Below are 20,788 nucleotides of genomic sequence, written 5' to 3'. Positions count from 1 at the left end.
CTGGTCTTCATTGGGCGCTGCTGTTCGGTTTACCGGGCGGCGATAGCGTCCCGCAGGACCGGCGCGAGGCGCCGGACACCTTCCCGGATCGAGTCCGGCGGCACGGCGCTGAACGCCAGCCGGAGCTTGTTGGACGGTTCGTCCGAATGCGTGAAGGCCGCCCCGGGGATGAAGACGACGCCGGCGTCGATCGCCTTCTTCAGCAGCGGGTATGTGTCCACTCCGTCGGGCAGCGTGACCCACACGAAGAAGCCGCCGTCGGGGCGTGTCCAGCTCAGCCCGTCCGGCATGTACTCGGCTAGCGCGGCCAGCATGGCTTCGCAGCGTTCCTGGTACAGCCCGCGGTAGGTTTCGATCTGGCCCCGCCAGTCGTAGTCGCGCAGATAGGCCGAGACCAGCATCTGGTTGAGCGTGGGCGGGCACAGGGTGACGGCCTCCGAGGCCAGGTAGTAGCGGCGCTGCAGGTGGGCCGGGACCAGGGCCCAGCCGATCCGCAGGCCAGGGGCGAAGATCTTCGAGAAGGACCCCATGTAGATGACGTCGTCCGGGTTCGCCGCGCGCAGCGGGGTCAGCGGCTTGCCGTCGAAGCGGAGGAGCCCGTAGGGGTTGTCTTCCAACACCAAAATATTCGCACCGCGGCATATATCCACGACGGCCTGGCGGCGGTCCGCGGACAGCGTGATGCCGGACGGGTTGTTGAAGCTGGGAATGGTGTACAGGAACTTGACGTTCTTGCCGGCGGCCTGCAGCGCCGCGATCTTCGCCGCGAGTTGCCCGGGAACGATGCCGTCCCCGTCCATCGGCACCGTTTCGACCTCCACCTGGTAGGCCTCGAAGGTGTTGAGGGCGCCCACATAGGTGGGATCCTCCACGAGGACCACGTCGCCCGGGTTGCAGAAGACCTTCGTGGCCACATCCTGGGCGGACTGCGAGCCGGCGGTGATCACGATGTTGGCGGGGTCGGCGTCGAAGATGCCCTCGGCCGCCATGACCTCGCAGATCTGGCTGCGCAGTTCCTCGGTGCCCTGGCCGCCGCCGTACTGCAGTGCGGTCATCCCTTGCTCGGCAATGATTTTCGCGGCCGTCTGGCCCAGTCGCTCCAGGGGCAGGGACTGCAGGTAGGGGCTGCCGCCGGCGAGGGACACGAGTCCGGGGCGCATGGAGATGTCGAAGACGTCCCGGACTGCCGACTGCTTGATATTTGCTGCGCGCTCCGAGAACAGGATCTCGTGGCGGTGGGCGGACGTAGCCGCACGTTCGATTGCGTCAATGGCCTCGGCCGGAAGTACTGCTGCGGCGGCATCAAGTGTTTCGTGGGTCACAAACCCAAGGATACTACCCATGTTGTCCCCAAGGAAACGATTGTTTTTGAAAATGCGCTTCCTGGGGTTGTCCGGGGACCGGTGGGGACCGGCCTCGTCCGGGGCGCGTCTCTGCAGCGCAAGGCCCCCGGCAGCCGGAGCTGCCAGGGGCCTCGGGGTGCCGCTGCGGGTTCGGTTGCGCGGCCGGACTAGGCTGCGTCCGCCGTGCGGGCCTCGGCCAGCGCGTCGAACACGCCCTTGATCTGCTCGACCACTTCGGCGTCGTCCTTCGGGTGGACCTCGGCGAAGCGGACCATCGAGCCGGGAACGGCCAGCTTGACGTCTTCGAGGACCCGGGCGCCGGCGATGCCGACGGCCTTGCGGGCCTCGTCCTGGGCCCAGACGCCGCCGAACTGGCCAAAGGCCGTGCCGACGACGGCGGTGGGCTTGCCGGCCAGGGCGCCGGCGCCGAACGGGCGGGACAGCCAGTCAATGGCGTTCTTCAGGGATGCCGGGACAGTGCCGTTGTGCTCCGGCGTGACCAGCAGGATGATGTCGGCGTCGTTGGCTGCGGCACGCAGCGCGGCGGCCGCCGCGGGGACCTGGCCTTCGACGTCGATGTCCTCGTTATAGAACGGGATGTTGCCCAGGCTCTCGTGGATAACCACATCGACCTGCTCCGGCGCGTTGAGCTTGATGGCTTCGGCGAGCTGCTGGTTGGTCGAGCCGGCACGCAGGCTGCCGACGAGGGTGAGGACGGTCTTCTTGGACATGTGTGCTCCTAGGCGTCACGCCGCCGGGCGGTTCCGGCGGCTGGCTGGTCGTGGAGGCTTTGGGGGCCTTCACCCAGACTAAACGGACCGCGGTCCGCTTCTATTCCCGGGGGCTAGAATCAGCGGTGTGAGCCTCATCCCGATCCGCCCCGGCGCCCAGCCCGGGGCAGGCCGCGCCGCCGGGCGCGCCGCCGAGTCCGAGCGCCGGGACGCCGCGCGCAACCGGGAGCTCCTGCTTTGCGCGGCCAGGGAAATCGTGGAGGAGTCCGGCGCCGACGCGCTCACCATGGACCGGCTGGCCCAGCGCGCCGGCGTCGGGAAAGGCACGGTCTTCCGCCGGTTCGGCAGCCGTGCCGGACTCATGCTGGAGCTCCTCAGCGGCGCCGAAGCCGAGTTCCAGGGCCGGTTCATGTTCGGCCCGCCTCCGGTGGGTCCCGGCGCGCCGCCCCTGGACCGTCTCATCGCCGTAGGGGAGGCGCGGATTTCCTGGACGCTGGAATTCGGGGAACTGGCCCGCGCCGCCGACACGTCGGTCCACAACCGGTTCGACGTTCCGCCGGCCGTCCTCTGGCGGCGCCACCTCGAGATGCTGCTGCGCGAGGCCGGGGTATCGGCGGACCCGTGGCTTATGGCCTCGGCCCTGGCCGCGGCGCTGGAACCGGAACTGCTGCTGCACACCGTGCGCGTGCACGCGGTCGCACCCGAGCGGCTCGTGGAAACCTGGCGGGAACTCGTCACGCGCGTCGTGGCCGGGGCGTAGCGTAGGCACCATGAGCATCGATCCAGCGAGCAATGATCCAGCGACCGGCCGCCAAGCCCGGCCCATCCGCACCGCCGTCGCCGGTTTCGGCCTCTCGGGCAGTGTGTTCCACGCCCCGTTCATCGCCGCCAACCCCGCCTATTCGCTGGAAGTCATCTCCACGTCCGACGCCGGCCGGCAGGCCGCCGCCGCAGCCGCCTACCCCGCGGCCGAAATCGTCGACACCCCGGCCGACATCCTGGAGCTGGCCGGCGGACTGGACCTGCTGGTGCTCGGCACGCCGCCCGCCACCCACTACCCGCTCGCGAAAGCTGCGCTGGAAGCCGGCCTCGACGTCGTCGTCGACAAGCCCTTCGCCGTGCGCAGCGCCGAGGGCCAGGCGCTCATCGACCTCGCCGCGCGGCTGGGCCGGGTGCTGACCGTGTTCCAGAACCGGCGCTGGGACGGGGACTTCCTCACCGTGAAATCCCTGGTGGGCTCGGGTTCCCTCGGTCCGGTGACCCGGTTCGAGTCCCGCTTCGAGCGCTGGTCGCCCGAGGTCTCCAAGGCGTGGAAGGCCGCCGCGACGGCGGACGACGGCGGCGGGGTGCTGTTTGACCTCGGCACCCACCTGCTGGACCAGGCCCTGCAGCTCTTCGGCCCGGCGCAGGTCACGCACGCGGAGCTGGCGGCCCGGCGGCCGGGGGAGCAGGCGGACGACGACGTCTTCGTGGCCCTGCGGCACGTATCCGGCGTCACGAGCCACCTGTGGATGAACATGCTGTGCGCCCAGCAGGGGCCGCGGTACCGGATCCTCGGCAGCGGGGGAGGGTTCACGAAGCACGGGGTGGACCCGCAGGAGCCTTACATCGTGGCCGGCGGCAGCCCGCTGGACGCCGCCTACGGCGTCGAGGACCCGGACTGGGCCGGCCTGCTGGGCCGCGACGGGCACCTGGACCGGCTGCCCACCGAACGCGGCGCCTACCCCGAGTTCTACCGGATCCTGGCGGCCAAGATCGCCGACGGCGGCGCCGCCTCGGCCCTGCCAGTGCCGGTCGACCCCGCCGGCCCGGTGGAGGTGCTGCGGCTCATCGAGCAGGCCCGGTCGCTGGCTTAGAAGGCCTTAAACGACAATCGGCTGCTCCCAAGCCGCCGTTCTGAGGGTCCAGAAGGGCGGTTGCGGAGCAGCCGATGCCGGTGGAACTTACGCGGAGACGAGCTCGTGCCAGTCGGCGACGAGGGGCAGGTTGTGCGCCTCGGAGACCGAGCGGTGTGCCACCTTGCCGCCGGCGATGTTGAGGCCCGCGGCGAGGGCGGCGTCGCGCTCAAAGGCTGCCTTGACGCCGAGGTTGGCCAGCGAGACGGCGTAGCGCAGCGTGACGTTCGTCAGGGCGTAGGTGGAGGTGTTCGGCACGGCGCCGGGCATGTTGGCCACGCAGTAGAAGATCGTGTTGTGGACCTTGTACGTCGGTTCCTGGTGCGTGGTGGGGTGTGTGTCCTCGAAGCAGCCGCCCTGGTCCACGGCGATGTCCACCAGCACCGAGCCCGGCTTCATCCGGGAGACGAGCTCGTTGGTGACCAGCTTGGGGGCCTTGGCACCCGGGATCAGGACCGAGCCGATCACGAGATCGGCGTCGACGACGGACTTTTCGATCTCGTAGGCGTTGGACGCCACGGTCTTCAGGCGGCCCTGGTACTGGGCGTCGAGTTCGCGCAGGCGGTTGATGTTGATGTCCAGGATGGTGACGTCCGCGCCGAGGCCCAGGGCCATGGCGGCGGCGTTGGTGCCGGCAACGCCGGCGCCGAGGACAACCACCTTGGCCGGGCGGACGCCGGGGACGCCGCCGAGCAGCACGCCCTTGCCGCCGGCCGGGGCCATCAGCGAGGTCGCGCCGACCTGGACGGAGAGGCGGCCGGCAACCTCGGACATCGGGGCCAGCAGCGGCAGGGCGCGGCCCTCCTGGACGGTCTCGTAGGCGATCGCGGTGACGCCGGAGTTGATCAGTTCCTGCGTCAGTTCCGGCTCGGCGGCCAGGTGCAGGTAGGTGAAGAGGATCAGGCCCTTGCGGAAGCGGTGGTATTCGGCCTTGACCGGTTCCTTGACCTTCATGACCATGTCGGCGCGGGCCCAGACGTCGTCAGCTTCGGCAACGATCTCGGCGCCGGCGATGGCGTATTCCTCGTCCGTGATGCCCGAGCCCAGGCCTGCGCCGCGCTCGACGAGGACCACGTGGCCGTGCGTGCGGAATTCGTGGACGCCCGCTGCCGTGATGGCGACGCGGAATTCGTTGTTCTTGATCTCTTTGGGGACACCGATGATCATTTTTTGCTCCAGTGCTGGCGGCCTCATGGGCCTGGATGAGCGGGGGATTTCGTACTTCCAGAATAGATCCGGCTGTGAGGTAGGCGACAGGAGCAGCGGTCCGGGCGGCGGCGTCTTCCCTGTCATTCCGGGGTTTTTCGCAGCCGGCGGTAGACATTTGTCGAAACAGCGGGCGTCAGGTGTCGGCTCGTGTCCGTCTGCGGACGCATTCGCTGCCCGGCCATCCGGGGCAGTAATCTGGCAGGATGCAGCAGCAGGACGTGGAGCAGCTCGTGGAGCAGGTGGCGCAGCGGCTGGGCCGCGGCCTGTCCCTTGAGGATCTCGACGGATTGCTCCTGGCCTACAGCTCCAACCAGTCCCAGGCCGACCGTGTCCGGGTGAACTTCCTGCTCAGCAAGCGCGTCCCGGTGGATGTCATTGCGTGGCAGCTCTCGCACGGGATCGCGACGGCGGTGCGGCCGGTGGTTGTCCCGGCCAACGCGGACCTCGGCATGCTGGGCCGGGTGTGCGTGCCGCTGCTGGTGCGCGGGTTCCGGGTCGGGTACCTGTGGGTCCAGCTCGATCCCGAGGAACCGAGCGCCGCGACCGTCCTGGCCCAGCTGCCCGACGTGGCCCGGGAGCTGGAACAGCTCTCCTCCCTGCTGCTGGATTCCAACACGGCCGAGTCCGAGTTCCGCCGCCGGCGCGAACAGGAGTTCCTGGCCGCCTGCGCCGGGGAGGCCAACGCGGTGGCGGCCGTGGCGGGCTGGAAGGAGGTCCAGGGCAAGGGACCCTGGCAGCTGGTGACCGTCCTGGACGCGGACGGCTGGGCCGGAGGCTCGGACCCCATCGCCGATACCCTCATCCACCGGTCCGCGGCGCTGCAGGCCACCATCGGCGTGGACGCCGCACTGTTCAGCGCCGGCACGGAGACCCACGCGGTGGTGCTCTTCAAGGAATCCACCGGCCGCGCGGACCACGCCCAGGTGCTGGTCCATTACCGGCTGGAACTGGCCAAACGCTCCGGGCGCACCGTCCGGCGGATCATCCTGGGCACGAGCGAGGGCTTCGCCAAGCCGCGCGAACTCGCCGAAGCGTACCGGCAGTCACGGCAGGCGGCCCAGGCCGCGGCGGTCGATCCGCAGCTCGGCGAGCTCGTCGACTGCCGGGCCACCGGCGTCTACCAAGTCCTGGCCTCAGCCGGCGGCGGTGCGGGCGCCTGGGCGGACGCCGGGTCCGTGTACTTCCGACTCCTCGAGGACCACGACCGCAACCATGAGCTGCTGCCGGTGCTGGAGCTGTTCTATGACAACGACGGCTCAGTCCAGGAAGTCGCGACCAAGCTCCACCTCCACCGGAGCAGCATCTACAACCGGCTCGGCCGGATCCGCCAGGTGCTCGGCGTGGACCCGCTGAAGGGGATGGTGCGGCTGGAACTCCACGCCGCGCTCAAGGCGCGGCGCTGGGCGGCCCGGCCCCGGATCTAGCCGCGCTTAGCCTTCGCGTTTGGAGGCGTCGGCGTCCAGGGCAATGCCGGCGTCCTGGCCGGCATCGGGCCCGGAACCGCGGACCGCGCGCCGGCGGCGGGACATCCGGCTGTCCACCCAAAGCGACACCGCAACAAACGCGACGCCGCTGGCCATGAAGGTGGCGGTGTTGTTCAGGCCCATCGCGGATCCAATGAAGCCGGCGAACAGCATGGCGGCGATGCCTGCCACGATGTGCCATCCTCTGAATTTACCCACGATTCAAGGGTAACCCGCGGCCTTTCCGTGTTTCGGCGGTGCAGCGCGATCGTTGCTTGATCCTTATCACTGCTTCATGAAGCACGCGGTTCATGAAATATCGGCGGCCGCAGCATCGCCGGCGGCAGGCGCGCCCGCACCGGTTTTGTCCGCATGCGGCTTTTGCTGCGTTTCCAGCCAGGCCATGATGTCGGCCAGCCGGATCCGCCGGTGCGTTCCCCGGTATTCCACCGGAATCTCGCCGCGGTCGGTCATGTTCCGCAGATACGTGTGCGAAATCCCCGCCAGCTCCGCTGCCCGGGACGTCGTCAGCATCTCCTCGACGCTGCTGACCGTGACGGCCTCACCCCGGCTGAAGCGCCCCAGCAGGTCGACGACGGCGTCCCGCGCCTCCGGCGGCAGGCGGTGGACGGTGCCGTCCACGAACACCGTGATGTCGTGGCTGCCGTCGAGGGCATACTTGAGCTTCTGCGCGTCCTCGGCCGGGAGGCCGGCCGTCACCCGGGGGGCTATCAGTGCCATGAGTGCATCCTAGCGGCTGCCTCCCAAGGGGTGGGTCAGGCGGTGGATCCGCCGGCGGGGCCGCCGGCGGATCCGCTGCTTACAGCCCGCGATTTAGAGACCGAGGTCCTCCAGGACCGGCAGCTTCGCCCGGACCCAGGCCCTGGCCTCCGTGGCGCTCGGCGCCGAGAGGGCCAGCTTGGCCAGCTCCTGCGCCTCGGCCAGGGTGACGGTCTTCAGCACGGCGGCCACCGCCGCGATAGACCGCGCCGTCATGGACAGCGTGGTAACGCCCAGGCCGGTGAGGACGACGGCGAGGGCCGGGTCCGCCGCGGCCTCGCCGCACACGCCCACGGGCTTTTTGTGGCCCTCGGCCGCCGAACCTTCCACGGTCAGGCCGACGAGCCGCAGCACGGCCGGCTGCCACGGGGTGTTCAGGGCTGCCAGCGGGCCGAGCTGGCGGTCGGCGGCCATGGCGTACTGGGTGAGGTCATTGGTGCCCAGGCTCGCGAAGCCGACCTCGCGGAGGATGGCCTCGGCGGTGAGGGCGGCGGACGGAACCTCCACCATGACGCCGGGGGTCTTGATGCCGGCGGCGGCGCACAGCGAAGCGAACCGGGCGGCTTCCTCGGCGGTGGAAATCATCGGCGCCATGACCCAGACGTCGGCCTCGGAGGCCTGTTCGGCCAGGGCGATCGCCTGCAGCTGGCGCTCCAGGACCCCCGGGGTGGTGAAGTCGGTCCGGTAGCCGCGCACACCCAGGGCCGGGTTGGGCTCGGTGGCATCGGTGAGGAACGGCAGCGGCTTGTCCGCGCCGGCATCAAGCGTGCGGAGCACGACTTTCTTGCCGGGGAAGGCATCGAAGACGCCCTTGTACGCGGCGGCCTGCTCCTCGACGGTCGGTTCGGTGTCCCGTTCCAGGAAGCAGAATTCGGTGCGGAACAGTCCCACGCCCTGGGCGTTCAGGCCGGCGGCGGTCACGGCGTCCTTGGCCCCGCCGACGTTGGCGAGCAGCGGAACGAGGTGGCCGTCCGCCGTCGTGCCCGTCCCGTCAAAGGCCGACAGCAGCGAGGCGGTGGCGGCCCAGTGGGCCGCGGCGGCACGCTGCTCTTCCCCGGGTCCGGCCGTGATGAGGCCGGCCGCACCGTCGACATACACCTCGGTGCCGTCGGCGAGCTCGTCGACGCCGGCGGCGGCCACCACTGCCGGCAGGCCCAGGGAACGGGCGATGATCGCGGTGTGGGACTGCGGGCCGCCGCCGGCGGTGACCAGGGCCAGGATCTTCTCCGGGTCAAGGGTGGCGGTGTCGGCCGGGGCAAGGTCCTCGGCGATCAGGATGAACGGCGCCTCGGAGACCGGGATGCCGGGCGCAGGAACGCCGCGCAGTTCCGCCACGATCCGGGCCCGGACGTCAAGGACGTCGGTGGCGCGCTCGGCCATGTAGCCGCCCAGGTTGTGCAGCATTTCCGAAACGGACGCGCCGGCTTCCCAGATGGCCCGCTGCCCGGAGGTTCCGCGGCCAATCAGTTTGGTGGCGGACTTGAGCAGCATCGTGTCCGTGGCCATGAGCGCTGTGGCCTCAAGGACCGCCTTGCCGTCGCCGCTGGCGGTCTCGGCGCGGGCCTTGAGCTCGTCGTGGACAGCCTTCGCCGCCGCCTTCAGCGCCGCCGTGGCCTCCTCGGCCGTGACTCCGGCGGGCAGCTGCTCTCCGGCGGGGGGTTCGCTGATCGGTTTGGGCATCTGCCGGACGGTACCGATGATGCGGCCGGGGCTCACGCCTACTCCTGGGAAGTTCTGCACTGAAGGTCCTCATTCTCTGTTGTAGGCCAGTGGCCTCTCAGCCGGTAAACCAGGTGCCGCCGCTGATCCTGCCGGCCACTCGTGCCGGCGGCTGACGGCTACGTCAGCGGCGGATCACGGCATCTGGAAAAATTGTATGTGATGCAGTTCATATAGCGTTGCTATAGGTGCTAGGGTAGCGGCTATGAGTATCGATGGCCAGCTACCACCCAAGGCCCGGCTGCTGCGTGCGGCCGCCGAGCTGCTGGCCAACTCGGGCGGATCGGCAGTTTCGACCCGCCAGATCACGCAGCTGGCCGGTGTTACGGCACCGACCCTCTATCACCACTTTGGCGACAAGGAAGGGCTGTTCGACGCCGTCGTCGCAGCAGGTTTCGACGAATATGTCGCGGGCGAACGCGATTTCGCGCCCTCTGGCCAGCCGCTGGAGGACATCCGGAGGATGTGGGACAACCACGTGCAGTTCGGGCTGAAGCAGCCGGAACTCTACCTCGTCATGTTTGGCAATATTCGCCCTGAGAGCCGGCCGGCGATCGTCGCCGACGCCGAGGCCCTCATGGAGGAGATGCTCAACAAGGCGGCTGTGGCCGGCCAGCTCAACGTCCCGCCCCGGGAGGCGGCCAGGAGTATTCTGGCCGCAAACGTGGGCGTGACCCTCATGTTGATCGCGGAAAAGGCGCCCGAGCGCAACCTCGAGCTGTCCGCCATGACCCGCGACGCCATGATCTTTGCGGTCTCCACCGATCAGGCCCGGAACAACGCGGCTGACGACGGCGGAAAATCCTCCGTGGTCGTGGCGGCTATTGCCCTGAACGCAGCACTCCAGGCGTCCCACTCGGACCAGCTCTCCAGTTCGGAACTCAAGCTCTTTCTCGAATGGCTCCACCGGATCTCCACCAGCTCCACCAGCTAGCTCGGCGAAAATATCCATCCTGCAAAGCAGCGGGAACGACGGTTAGGAATTCACATGGCAACAGAGACAGTTGCGAAACCACGTACCAGTGCGCGCGTACACGTCCAGAAATTCGGGACGTTCCTGTCCGGCATGATCATGCCGAACATCGGCGCGTTCATCGCGTGGGGTTTCATCACGGCCCTGTTCATCCCGGCGGGCTTCTTCCCCAATGAGGAGCTCGGCAAGCTGGTCGGGCCGATGATCACGTACCTGCTCCCGCTGCTGATCGGCTACACCGGCGGCCGCATGGTCTACGGCGTGCGTGGCGGCGTGGTCGGTGCGGTGGCCACCATGGGTGTGATCGTCGGTACTGACATCCCCATGTTCATCGGCGCCATGATCCTCGGCCCGCTCACGGGCTGGCTCATGATGAAGGCGGACAAGATCTGGGAAGGCCGCGTCAAGCCCGGCTTCGAAATGCTGATCGACAACTTCTCGGCCGGCATCCTGGCCGCCATCATGGCGGTCGTCGGCATGATGGTTGTCGGCCCGGTCGTCAAGGCCTTCAGCAACGGCGCCAGCGCCGTCGTCGAATTCCTGGTCATCAACGGCCTGCTGCCCTTCACCAGCATCTTCATCGAGCCCGCAAAAGTCCTGTTCCTGAACAACGCCGTCAACCACGGCATCCTCACCCCGCTGGGCACCCAGCAGGCGCTCGAGCAGGGCAAGTCCATCCTGTTCCTGCTCGAAGCCAATCCCGGTCCGGGCTTCGGCATCCTGCTCGCCTACTCGTTCTTCGGCAAGGGACTCGCGAAGGCATCCGCCCCTGGCGCAGCCGTCATCCAGTTTGTCGGCGGCATCCACGAGATCTACTTCCCGTACGTGCTGATGAAGCCCATCATGATCCTCGCCGCAATCGGCGGCGGCATGACCGGCATCTTCACCCTGGTGGTCACCGGCGCCGGACTCCGGTCCCCGGCCGCCCCGGGCAGCATCATCGCTGTCTACGCCGCCACCGCACGCGACAGCTATGTCGGCGTCACCCTCTCGGTGCTGTTCGCCACCACAGTGTCCTTCCTCATCGCCTCGGTCATCCTGAAGGCCAGCAAGGCGCCCGCCGAAGACGACCTCGACCAGGCCACCCACAAGATGGAGGCCCTGAAGGGCAAGAAGAGCTCCGTTTCCTCCGCCCTCATCGGTGAAGGCGTCGGCGCCAGCGGCGTCGCCGTCCTCACGACCCCGATCAAGAACATCGTCTTTGCCTGTGACGCAGGTATGGGCTCCAGCGCGATGGGCGCCTCCGTGCTCCGCAACAAGATCAAGGCCGCAGGCTTCCCGGACGTCAAGGTCACCAATTCGGCCATCGCCAACCTCAGCGACACTTACGACGTCGTGATCACGCACCAGGACCTGACGGAACGGGCCAAGCCCGCCACCGCCAGCGCCGTCCACGTCTCGGTGGACAACTTCATGAACAGCCCGCGGTACGACGAGATCGTGGAACTGGTCAAGGCCAGCAACACCGACGGCGAAGCGGCCCCCGAAGCCGCGGGGGCCGAAGTCCCGGCCGCCGCGGCGGCCGAAGCGCCTGCAGAGGCCGGGCCCGAAGCGGGTCCCGCCGGCATCCTGGTCGCCGAAAGCGTCGTCCTCAGCGGCACCGCAACCACGCGGGACGCCGCGATCGACGAGGCCGGGCAGCTCCTGCTGGACCGCGGCGCCGTCGACTCCGGCTACCTGGACGCCATGCACGAACGCGAGGAATCCGTCTCCACGTACATGGGCAGCTACCTCGCCATCCCGCACGGCACCAACGCCGCGAAGGACCACATCATGAAGTCCGCGGTGTCCGTGATCCGGTACCCGAACGGCATCGACTGGAACGGCAAGGAAGTGAAGTTCGTGGTCGGCGTGGCCGGCGTCAACAACGAACACCTGCAGATCCTGGCCTCGATCGCCAAGGTCTTCACCAACAAGGCGCAGGTGGCGCAGCTTGAGGCGGCCACCACGGTGGAGGAAGTCCTGGCCCTCTTTGGAAAGGTCAACTCCTAGTGAAGGCTGTTCATTTCGGAGCCGGGAACATCGGCCGCGGGTTCGTGGGCCTGCTGCTGCACGAGGCAGGGTATGAGGTGGTGTTCGCCGACGTCGCGGACGCCCTCATCACCCGGCTGGCCGCCGCGGACAGCTACCAGGTCCACGAAGTGGGGGAGAGCCCCGCCGTCCGTACGGTCGACAACTTCCGCGCCCTGAACTCCGGCACCCAGGAAGGCGACGTCGTTGCGGAAATTGCGACGGCGGACATCGTCACCACCGCGGTGGGGCCGCACATCCTGAAGTTCGTGGCGCCCCTGATCGCCAAGGGCATTGCGGCCCGCGCCGCCGGGCTGGCGCCGCTGCAGGTCATGGCCTGCGAGAACGCCATCAACGCGACCGACATCCTGAAGTCAGAAGTCACGGCCCAATGGGACCCGGCAGCCGGCGACCTTGACGCCGCCGCCGTGTTCGCCAACACGGCCGTGGACCGGATCGTGCCCAACCAGGAAGCGGGGCAGGGCCTGGATGTCACGGTGGAGACGTTCTACGAGTGGGTGATCGACCGCACCCCGTTCGCCGGGAAAGAGCCGGCCATCCCGGGGGCAACCTTCGTGGACGACCTCGGGCCATACATCGAGCGGAAGCTGTTCACGGTGAACACGGGGCACGCGTCGGCGGCCTACTTCGGATTCGAGGCGGGACTGGGCAAGATTTCCGAGGCCATGGCCGACCAGGACGTTGCCGCCGACGTCCGCGCCGTCCTGGACGAAACCAAGGAACTGCTGGTGGCCAAGCACGGCTTCAACCGCGAGCAGCAGGAGGCCTACGTGGAGAAGATCCTCGGCCGGTTCTCCAACCCGCACCTGCCGGACACCGTCGCCCGGGTGGGCCGGGCCCCGCTACGCAAGCTCAGCCGGCACGAACGGTTCATCGGGCCGGCCGCCGAGCTCGCCGAACGCGGAATTGTCCCGGAAGCGCTGCTCGGGGCGATCGCCGCGGCCCTGCGGTTCAACGATCCCGCCGACGCCGAGGCCGTGGAGCTGGCGAAGATCCTGTCCGCGTCCACGCCCGACGAGGCCACGGAGAAGATCACGGGCCTGGCCCCGGGCCACCCGCTCTTCGCCGCCGTCTCCTCCCTCATTGAGGAAGCTAAGGCGGTCGTCTAACCGCCCCAACCCCCGACCCTCCCTCAGGTCCTGCGGGTTTTCGGCCGACCCTCCCTCAGGTCCTGCGGGCTTTCGGCCGACGCTCCCTCACTGACCCGGCACACGCGGACCCTCCCTCACCGGATGTGAGGGAGGGTCCGCGTTTTTCGTGCAGAAAGTGCGGGAGGATCGGACGGTTGATCTTAGGTTGCCTAACTGTTAGGGTACCTAAGTATGAACGTCAGTGAACCGGCAGATCCCGGCCTCCTTGTCCTCGCCCAGGATTTCCGCGAGGCCCTCCGCCACAGCATCTACCTGGTCCGCCGGCTGGACGCCGACGGCGAACTCAGCGCCGCCCAGTTGAGCACGCTGAAGATGCTGACCGGCGACGGCGTCCGGGTGGGCGAGATCGCCCGGAACCTCGGCGTCAGGGTGCCCAGCGCCACCGAGCAGATCATCAAGCTCGAACGCGCCGGCCTCGCCCGCCGCGAACCGGACCCCAGCGACTCCCGCGCCGTCCGGGTGACCCTCACCGCGGCCGGCCGCGCCGCCGTCGACGCCGCCAACGAGCGCCGCAACGCCGTCATGGCCGGCATCCTGGCCACCCTGTCGGCCGACGACCGCGCCGCCCTCGCGGCAGCCCTGCCGGTGATCGGCAAAATCAATTCAACGCTTCAGGCCTGAGATCCAGGCGAACCAACAACAGCTGAGGAGTGCCCCCATGCACGGCCAGCCCGCCGACACCCTGCCGGCAGCCGAACAAACCCTCGAGGCCGAGAAGGCCTCACTACTCAAACAGCCCAAGGCGGTGTGGGCGACGGCTCTCGCGGCCGTGTTCGCCTTCATGGGCATCGGCCTGGTGGACCCCATCCTGCCGGCGATCGCCAAGAACCTCGACGCCTCGCCGAGCCAGGTCTCACTGCTCTTCACCAGCTATTTCATGGTGACCGCCGTGGCCATGCTGATCACCGGGTACGTCTCGTCCCGGATCGGCGGAAAGCGCACCCTCCTGATCGGGCTGGCCGTGATCGTGGTCTTCGCGTCGCTGTCCGGCACCTCCGGCAGCGTGGGTGAACTCATCGGCTTCCGGGCCGGCTGGGGACTGGGCAACGCCCTCTTCGTGGCCACCGCCCTGGCGGTGATTGTCGGCGTCGCGAGCGGCGGCGCCGGAACGGCCATCATCCTCTACGAGGCCACCCTTGGCCTGGGCATTTCGCTCGGCCCGCTCCTGGGGGCCGTGCTGGGCGGCTGGCAGTGGCGCGCACCGTTCTTCGGCACCGCCGCGCTCATGGCGTCGGCCTTCATCGCCCTCATTGCCCTGCTGCCCAGGACCCCGCTGCCCGGACGCAAGGTCCGGCTCCGGGACCCGCTGCTCGCCCTGGGTCACAGGGGACTGCGGACGACGGCGGCCAGCGGCCTGTTCTACAACTACGGCTTCTTCACCGTCCTGGCCTTCACGCCCTTCATCCTGGGGATGGACGCCTACGGGATCGGCGGGGTGTTCTTCGGCTGGGGCGTCGCCGTCGCCGTTTTCTCGGTGTTCGTGGCGCCCGTGCTGCAGAACCGTTTCGGGGCCGTCCGGGTCCTCACCGGCACCCTGGCCCTGCTGATGCTGGACCTCGTGGGACTGGGCCTGGCCGCGGGGCACTCGGTGCCCGCCGTCGTTGTCCTTGTGGTGCTGTCCGGGGCGCTCCTGGGCATTAACAACACGATCTACACGGAACTGGCCATGGGCGTCTCGGATTCGCCGCGCCCGGTGGCTTCCGCCGGGTACAACTTCGTGCGCTGGATGGGCGGGGCCCTGGCGCCGTTCGCCGCCGCGCAGTTGGGTGAGCACTTCGGCCCGCAGGTGCCGTTCTACGCAGGCGCGCTGGCGATGGTGGTCGCGATTGCCGTGGTCTTCGGCGGCCGGCGGTACCTCGCGGCGCACGAACCGCACGTCGTCTAGCCCGCCCGGACACCAGAAACGCCCATGCTCCGCGGAGCATGGGCGTTTCTGTTACCCCTGTTGTTACCCCTGCAGGTTCAGGGACGGGCTCAGGCCCGGGCGGAATTCTTCGCCGACCCCTTGGGCACGAACAGCGTCTCGGCCTGCTCCAGGGACATGCCGTTGGTTTCGGGCACTTTGAACATGACGAAGAAGAACGACGCCGCGGCGAACAGCGCGTACATGGCGTACGTCAGGGGCAGCGAGGCGGCAGCCATGACCGGGAAGCTCAGGGTGATCGCGAAGTTGGCGATCCACTGGGCGGCGGCGGCCAGGCCCAGGGCGCGGGCCCGGATCCGGGACGGGAAGATTTCGCCCAGGAGCACCCACACCAGCGGACCCCACGAGGCGCCGAAGCTGATGACGAACACGTTGGCGGCGACCAGGGCGGCCGGGCCCCAGGCGCCGGGCAGCGTGATCGCGTCCCCGGACCCGGTGGCCGAGCCGAAGGCCAGGGCCATGGTGCCCAGCGAGACGGCCATGCCGATGGAGCCGGCGAGCAGGATGGGGCGCCGGCCGATCCGGTCCACGAGCGCGATCGCCACCAGCGTCACCAGGATGTTGGTGATGGAGGTGGCCACGGAGATGGTGAGCGAATCCTTTTCCTGGAAGCCCACGGCCTTCCACAGGGTGGTGGAGTAGTAGAAGATCACGTTGATGCCGACAAACTGCTGCAGGACCGAGAGGATAATGCCGATCCAGACCACGGCCTGCAGGCCGAAGACCTTGCCGCGGAGGGATCCCTTCTGGCCGGCGAGTTTGTCCTCCTCGATGGCCTGCTTGATCTCGCGCAGGTGGCGGTCGGTGTCCTCACCCGGGGCGATCGACTTGAAGACCTTGAGGGCTTCCTCGTCCTTGCCCTTGAACACCAGGAACCGCGGGGATTCCGGCAGGGTAAACGCGATCCAGCCGTAGACGACGGCGGGCACGGCGCCGGCAAGGAACATCCAGCGCCAGGCTTCGATGCCGAGCAGGTTCTGGTCCGCGCCGCCGGCGGTGGTGGCGAACACGGCGTCGGAAAGCAGGGCGGCAAAGATGCCGGTGGTGATGGCGAGCTGCTGGAGCGAGGCCAGGCGGCCGCGGACGTGGCGCGGAGAGATCTCGGAGATGTACGCCGGGGCGATCACGGAGGCCAGGCCGATGCCCAGGCCGCCGACGAGGCGCCAGAAGATCAGGTCCCAGACGCCGAACGCGAAGCCGGTGCCGATGGCGCTGACCAGGAAGAGCAGGGCGCCGAGCTTCATGGCCGGGATCCGGCCGTAGCGGTCGGCCACCTTGCCGGCGAGGAAGGCGCCCGCCGCGCAGCCGAGCAGGGCGACGGCCACGGCCAAGCCGGTCACGGCCTCGCTGAGCGCGAACTCCTCCTTGATGGCGTCCACGGCACCGTTGACCACCGACGAGTCGAAACCGAAGAGGAAGCCGCCGACGGCGCCCGCCACGGCCAGCCAGATCACCCTTTTGGGGATCTTGGCGGTGGTCTGGTCCTGGGTGGTGGTCATAAGGCTCCCTCGGCAAATCTCGGTTCGCGGCCCGTGCCGCAGCTACCCAGTCTTACACCGGACCCGCTGCGGCGCCGGTCACAGGGGCCAAGAATGAGAGAAAGCTTACATTCCTCGTGGGCGGCGGCCGGCGTGTCACGCGGCGCAGGCTTTCACGGCCGGCGCCGGCGCCCCGCCCCGGTTTTCCGTGGAAACGGCGACGGCAGCCAGTCCAAAGACTGACTGCCGTGACGCGGGTGCGGAGGTTTTCGGCCGGGCCTAGTGGGCGGCGGCCGCGGCGCTCTCTTTAGCGATGGTCTTCGGGTCCGTGAGCTTCTTGTTCGGCAGGGCGAAGGTGATCAGGAACGCGACGCCGGTCAGCACGGCCGCCGTGAGCATGACGGCGTCGATCGACTGGGCGAAGCCCTCGGTGATGGGGCGGGTCAGGGTCGGGTTGGCGGTGTGCAGCCAGCTGGTGTCGTTCAGGGAGTCGTTGCTGGCGCCGTTCTTGAAGAAGTCGTACAGCTTGGCGTTGGCAGGGTCGGCCGCCACTGCCGGGTCCTTGAGCACCTTGAGGTAGTCCGCGTTCTGCACGGCGTCCTTCATGCCGGTGGCGATCTTGTCCGCGGCGAGGCTGAAGAGCATGGAGATGAACACGGCCGTGCCGACCGCGCCGCCCATCGAGCGGAAGAACGCGGCCGAGGAGGTGCCCACGCCCATGTCCTTCGACGGCACGGAGACCTGCATTGCCAGGGTCAGCGGCTGCATGCAGAAGCCCAGGCCCAGGCCGAAGAACACGGCAATGACGCCCGGAACCCACAGCGGCGTGTCGACGCCGAGGGAGAGGCCCATGACGACGGCGGCGGCGGTCAGGACCGCGGTGCCCAGGATCGGGAAGATCCGGTACGTGCCCGACGACGAGATGGTCCGGCCGGCCGTGATGGAACCGCTGAGGATGCCCACGGTGAAGGTGATCATCATGAGGCCGGCCTCGGTGGGGGTCAGGCCCTTGACCAGCTGCAGGTACATGGGCAGCATCGCGATGGCGCCGAACATGCCGATGCCGATGATGAAGTTCAGCAGTGAGGACAGGCCGAAGGTGATGTTCTGGAAGAGCCGGAGCGGGATCAGGGCGTAGTCGCCGGCGCGCTTTTCGGCCAGCAGGAACGCGATGATGCCCACGACGCCCAGCGCGTAGCAGAGGTAGGCGTTGGCGGAGGTCCAGCCCCAGGTGCGGCCCTGTTCGGCCACGAGCAGGAGCGGGACGATCGCCAGGGTGATGGCCGCGGCGCCCCAGTAGTCGATCTTCTGCTTCACATGCTTGGCCGGCAGGTGCAGGTACATGAACACCACCGTGAGGGCGGCGATCCCGATCGGCAGGTTGATGAGGAACACCCAGCGCCAGCCGTCGATCCCGAGGATGGTCTCGGTGCCCGCGAAGGCACCGCCGATCACCGGACCCAGGACGGAGGAGATGCCGAAAACGGACATGAAGTAGCCCTGGTACTTGGCGCGGTCCTTGAGCGCCACGATGTCGCCGATGATGGTCAGGGCGAGGGCCAGCAGGCCGCCGGCGCCCATGCCCTGGATGCCGCGGGCGATGGCGAGCTCGGTCATGGAGTGGACCGATCCGGCGTAGAGCGAACCGGCGAGGAAGATCAGGATGGCGATCAGGTACAGCGGGCGGCGCCCGAAGATGTCGCTGAGCTTGCCGTAGAGCGGCGTGCTCACGGTGGAGGTGATCAGGTAAGCCGTGGTGGCCCAGGCCTGCAGGGACAGGCCGTCGAGGTCGTTCGCGATCGTGTAGATCGAGGTGGACACGATCGTCTGGTCCAGCGAGGACAGGAACATGCCGAGCATGAGTCCCACCATGACGGTGACGGTCTGACGGTGGGTCAGGACCTCTCCTGCGGCGCGCACGGAGGTGGTTTTGGACATGACTGCTCCAGGGGGAAGTGTGGGGGAAAGCTGATAGTTGCTTTCAGTAACTATGTTACGGGCTGAAATGTTCCCGCCACTACCTTCCGGCGAAAAATGTCCTCACCGAAAATGTCCTCAGCGAAGAAAGTCCTTACCTTTCGACCAGGATCCCGTCCGGATCGCACCAGATCATCGCGCCGGGGCGGATGGCCACGCCGTCGATCTCCAGCGGCACGTCAACGTCCCCGGCGCCCTCCTTGGCGCTTTTGCGCGGGTTGCTGCCCAGGGCCTTAACCCCGAGCGGCAGCCCGGCAATGGCGGTCCGGTCCCGGATCGCACCGTTAATCACGACGCCGGCCCAGCCGTTCGCGACGGCGCTCGCCGCGATCAGGTCCCCCATCAGCGCGGTGCGGAGGGATCCGGCGCCGTCGACCACCAGGACGGAGCCGTTCCCGGGAGTGGCCAGCACGGACTTGACCAGCGCGTTGTCCTCGAAGCACCGGATGGTCCGCACCGGGCCGCTGAAGTGGGTGCGGCCGCCCAGCGACTGGAACTGCACGGACACGGAGTCCAGGTCCGCGCCGCGCTCATCGTAGAGGTCTGCGGTATTGACGACGGAAACGGTCACGGTCACTCCTTGGGTTTGGCTGGATGCGTTGACAGCGGGGCTCATCCCCGAGACTCGCACATGCACGGCCCGCGTGCCACTGCTGACAGGCTGCCCGCGGTAGTCTGGCACCGCACTGATACATCAGATTCAGCACATCAGTTCCGGGGGAACCATGAGCATGTCCGAGACCACCGCGCCGGCGCTCGCCGAACCTGACCGCCGCGTCCGCCCGATATGGACCGCGGGCGTCGTGCTCGTCAACGTGGGGATCAACGCCGCGTTCTTCGGCCCGCTCCAGGTGCTCATGGGCCAGCAGGCGGCCGCCTTCAGCGAACCCGACAAGGAGGCCATCCTGGCCCTCGTGACGGGTGCGGGCGCCGCAGTCTCGCTCGTGGCCAACCCCCTCTGCGGCGCCTTCAGCGACCGCACCACCTCGCGCCGGGGCCGGCGCGTCCCCTGGGTGGTCGCCGGCGCCGTCCTGGGCGCCGCGGCCCTGATCGCGCTGGCCGGCGCCCCGAACGTCGCCGTCATGACACTGCTCTGGTGCCTGGTCCAGGCCGGCTGCAACGGCGCCTACGCGGCCATCACGGCGGCGATCCCGGACCGCGTGCCCGTTCCGCAGCGCGGCACGGTAGGCGGCCTGGCGGCCATGGGCCAGACGGTCGGCATCCTGGCCGGCGCGGTGATCGCCGCCGCCGTCACTGGAAACTTCGCCGCGGGATACCTTGTCAGCGCGCTCGCGCTGCTCGCCGGCGTCGTGCTGTATTTCTTCCGGAACGACGACGTCCCGCTGCCCGCGGGGGCCCGCCCGCCGTTCAGCCTGGCCGGGTTTGTCCGGGGCTTCTGGATTTCCCCGGCCCGCCATCCTGATTTCGCCTGGGCCTGGCTGACCCGGCTGCTGGTGAACATCGGCAACCACATGATCACCCTCTACCTGCTGTTCTTCCTCACCGACGCCGTCCGGGTCCGCGAAACCCAAGGCATCGAGCCCGAGCTGGGCGTCCTGATCCTGACCGGCCTGTACGCGGTCATGGTCATCATCACCAGCGTCGCGGGCGGGCGGCTGAGCGACCGGATGGGCCGCCGGAAACCGCTGGTCATCATCTCGTCCGCCGTGATCGCCGCGGCTTCCCTCATTCTCGCGTTCGCGCCCACGTGGCCCGGGGCGCTGGCCGGGGCGTCCGTGCTGGGCCTCGGCTTCGGCTGCTACCTGGCGGTGGATTTCGCCCTCATCACCGAGGTCCTTCCCACTGCGCTGAACCGGGGCAAGGACCTGGGCGTCATCAACATCGCCAATTCACTGCCGCAGGTGCTCGCCCCGCTCATCGCGTTCCCGTTCGTGGCCCTCTGGGGAGGCTACGTGTCCCTCTATGTGGCCGCTGCCGCGATCGGGCTCCTCGGCGCCGTATTCGTGGTGAAGATCAAGGGCGTGGACTGAGCCGCACCCGCCCTCCCCGGGGACGCCGAAGCCCCGGTTGACTGGCCGGACGCCCGGTTTGGTGGCGTATAGTGGACGGCAATTGCCGCGGCAGCGCTGTGGGGTTCGTTCCCGGCTGCCGAG

Annotated in this window: 18 protein-coding genes; 9 read left to right on the top strand and 9 right to left on the bottom strand. The window is 68.5% G+C overall.

The window, feature by feature from the left end; genetic code table 11:
- Positions 1 to 29 precede the first annotated feature (29 nt).
- On the bottom strand, positions 30 to 1,322 hold the full coding sequence (locus CFN17_RS06045; RefSeq protein ID WP_208750438.1) for a PLP-dependent aminotransferase family protein: 1,293 nt from the start codon (positions 1,320 to 1,322) through the stop codon (positions 30 to 32).
- Positions 1,323 to 1,510: 188 nt separating this feature from the next.
- The gene (locus CFN17_RS06040; RefSeq protein ID WP_208750437.1) at positions 1,511 to 2,074 is read right to left on the bottom strand and encodes an NAD(P)H-dependent oxidoreductase; all 564 of its coding nucleotides are present in this window, start codon (positions 2,072 to 2,074) and stop codon (positions 1,511 to 1,513) included.
- Between the two features lie 127 nt (positions 2,075 to 2,201).
- Between CFN17_RS06040 and CFN17_RS06035 the strand changes: the two genes are divergently transcribed.
- Together CFN17_RS06035 and CFN17_RS06030 are read left to right on the top strand one after the other, a co-directional pair.
- Complete coding sequence (locus CFN17_RS06035; RefSeq protein ID WP_208750436.1) at positions 2,202 to 2,834, top strand: TetR/AcrR family transcriptional regulator; 633 nt, start codon at positions 2,202 to 2,204, stop codon at positions 2,832 to 2,834.
- Positions 2,835 to 2,844: 10 nt separating this feature from the next.
- A complete protein-coding gene (locus CFN17_RS06030) occupies positions 2,845 to 3,930 on the top strand; it encodes a Gfo/Idh/MocA family oxidoreductase (RefSeq protein ID WP_208750435.1) in 1,086 nt (361 codons plus the stop codon).
- An 87-nt stretch (positions 3,931 to 4,017) separates the two neighbouring features.
- On the opposite strand, the gene ald is transcribed toward CFN17_RS06030, so the two are convergent.
- On the bottom strand, positions 4,018 to 5,136 hold the full coding sequence (ald, locus tag CFN17_RS06025) for an alanine dehydrogenase (protein ID WP_208750434.1): 1,119 nt from the start codon (positions 5,134 to 5,136) through the stop codon (positions 4,018 to 4,020).
- Positions 5,137 to 5,381: 245 nt separating this feature from the next.
- Between ald and CFN17_RS06020 the strand changes: the two genes are divergently transcribed.
- Positions 5,382 to 6,602 (top strand): CdaR family transcriptional regulator, encoded by a 1,221-nt coding sequence (locus tag CFN17_RS06020; RefSeq protein ID WP_208750433.1) that lies wholly within the window; start codon positions 5,382 to 5,384, stop codon positions 6,600 to 6,602.
- 6 nt (positions 6,603 to 6,608) lie between these two features.
- On the opposite strand, the gene CFN17_RS06015 is transcribed toward CFN17_RS06020, so the two are convergent.
- The 3 genes from CFN17_RS06015 to ptsP form a co-directional block, all read right to left on the bottom strand.
- Positions 6,609 to 6,860 (bottom strand): hypothetical protein, encoded by a 252-nt coding sequence (locus CFN17_RS06015; RefSeq protein ID WP_208750432.1) that lies wholly within the window; start codon positions 6,858 to 6,860, stop codon positions 6,609 to 6,611.
- 90 nt (positions 6,861 to 6,950) lie between these two features.
- On the bottom strand, positions 6,951 to 7,382 hold the full coding sequence (locus CFN17_RS06010; protein WP_208750431.1) for a helix-turn-helix domain-containing protein: 432 nt from the start codon (positions 7,380 to 7,382) through the stop codon (positions 6,951 to 6,953).
- 93 nt (positions 7,383 to 7,475) lie between these two features.
- Positions 7,476 to 9,161, bottom strand: coding sequence for a phosphoenolpyruvate--protein phosphotransferase (ptsP, locus tag CFN17_RS06005; RefSeq protein ID WP_208750430.1), 1,686 nt, complete (start codon positions 9,159 to 9,161; stop codon positions 7,476 to 7,478).
- A 184-nt stretch (positions 9,162 to 9,345) separates the two neighbouring features.
- Here ptsP and CFN17_RS06000 point away from each other — a divergent pair, with 184 nt between their 5' ends.
- From CFN17_RS06000 to CFN17_RS05980, 5 genes are all read left to right on the top strand, one after another.
- Positions 9,346 to 10,074, top strand: coding sequence for a TetR/AcrR family transcriptional regulator (locus tag CFN17_RS06000; protein ID WP_208750429.1), 729 nt, complete (start codon positions 9,346 to 9,348; stop codon positions 10,072 to 10,074).
- Positions 10,075 to 10,128: 54 nt separating this feature from the next.
- A complete protein-coding gene (locus CFN17_RS05995) occupies positions 10,129 to 12,105 on the top strand; it encodes a PTS mannitol transporter subunit IICBA (RefSeq protein WP_208750428.1) in 1,977 nt (658 codons plus the stop codon).
- Positions 12,105 to 13,253, top strand: coding sequence for a mannitol-1-phosphate 5-dehydrogenase (locus CFN17_RS05990; protein ID WP_208750427.1), 1,149 nt, complete (start codon positions 12,105 to 12,107; stop codon positions 13,251 to 13,253). The genes CFN17_RS05995 and CFN17_RS05990 overlap by 1 nt, the downstream gene beginning before the upstream one ends.
- A 213-nt stretch (positions 13,254 to 13,466) precedes the next feature.
- Positions 13,467 to 13,916, top strand: coding sequence for a MarR family winged helix-turn-helix transcriptional regulator (locus CFN17_RS05985; protein WP_208750426.1), 450 nt, complete (start codon positions 13,467 to 13,469; stop codon positions 13,914 to 13,916).
- 37 nt (positions 13,917 to 13,953) lie between these two features.
- On the top strand, positions 13,954 to 15,180 hold the full coding sequence (locus CFN17_RS05980) for an MFS transporter (protein ID WP_208750425.1): 1,227 nt from the start codon (positions 13,954 to 13,956) through the stop codon (positions 15,178 to 15,180).
- An 89-nt stretch (positions 15,181 to 15,269) separates the two neighbouring features.
- On the opposite strand, the gene CFN17_RS05975 is transcribed toward CFN17_RS05980, so the two are convergent.
- The 3 genes from CFN17_RS05975 to rraA all read right to left on the bottom strand — a co-directional run bounded on the left by CFN17_RS05975 (position 15,270) and on the right by rraA (position 19,245).
- The gene (locus CFN17_RS05975) at positions 15,270 to 16,718 is read right to left on the bottom strand and encodes a sugar porter family MFS transporter (protein WP_208750424.1); all 1,449 of its coding nucleotides are present in this window, start codon (positions 16,716 to 16,718) and stop codon (positions 15,270 to 15,272) included.
- A gap of 258 nt (positions 16,719 to 16,976) precedes the next feature.
- Entirely contained in the window at positions 16,977 to 18,635 is a 1,659-nt protein-coding gene (locus CFN17_RS05970; RefSeq protein ID WP_208750423.1) for an MDR family MFS transporter, read from the bottom strand.
- A gap of 133 nt (positions 18,636 to 18,768) precedes the next feature.
- Positions 18,769 to 19,245, bottom strand: a complete 477-nt coding sequence (gene rraA, locus CFN17_RS05965) for a ribonuclease E activity regulator RraA (RefSeq protein WP_395926381.1) — start codon at positions 19,243 to 19,245, stop codon at positions 18,769 to 18,771.
- A 154-nt stretch (positions 19,246 to 19,399) separates the two neighbouring features.
- Between rraA and CFN17_RS05960 the strand changes: the two genes are divergently transcribed.
- On the top strand, positions 19,400 to 20,665 hold the full coding sequence (locus tag CFN17_RS05960; protein WP_208750421.1) for an MFS transporter: 1,266 nt from the start codon (positions 19,400 to 19,402) through the stop codon (positions 20,663 to 20,665).
- Positions 20,666 to 20,788 lie beyond the last annotated feature (123 nt).

The sequence above is a fragment of the Arthrobacter sp. PM3 genome, assembly GCF_003352915.1.
GTDB lineage: Bacteria > Actinomycetota > Actinomycetes > Actinomycetales > Micrococcaceae > Arthrobacter.
This window is presented reverse-complemented; position numbering and strand designations above follow the sequence as displayed.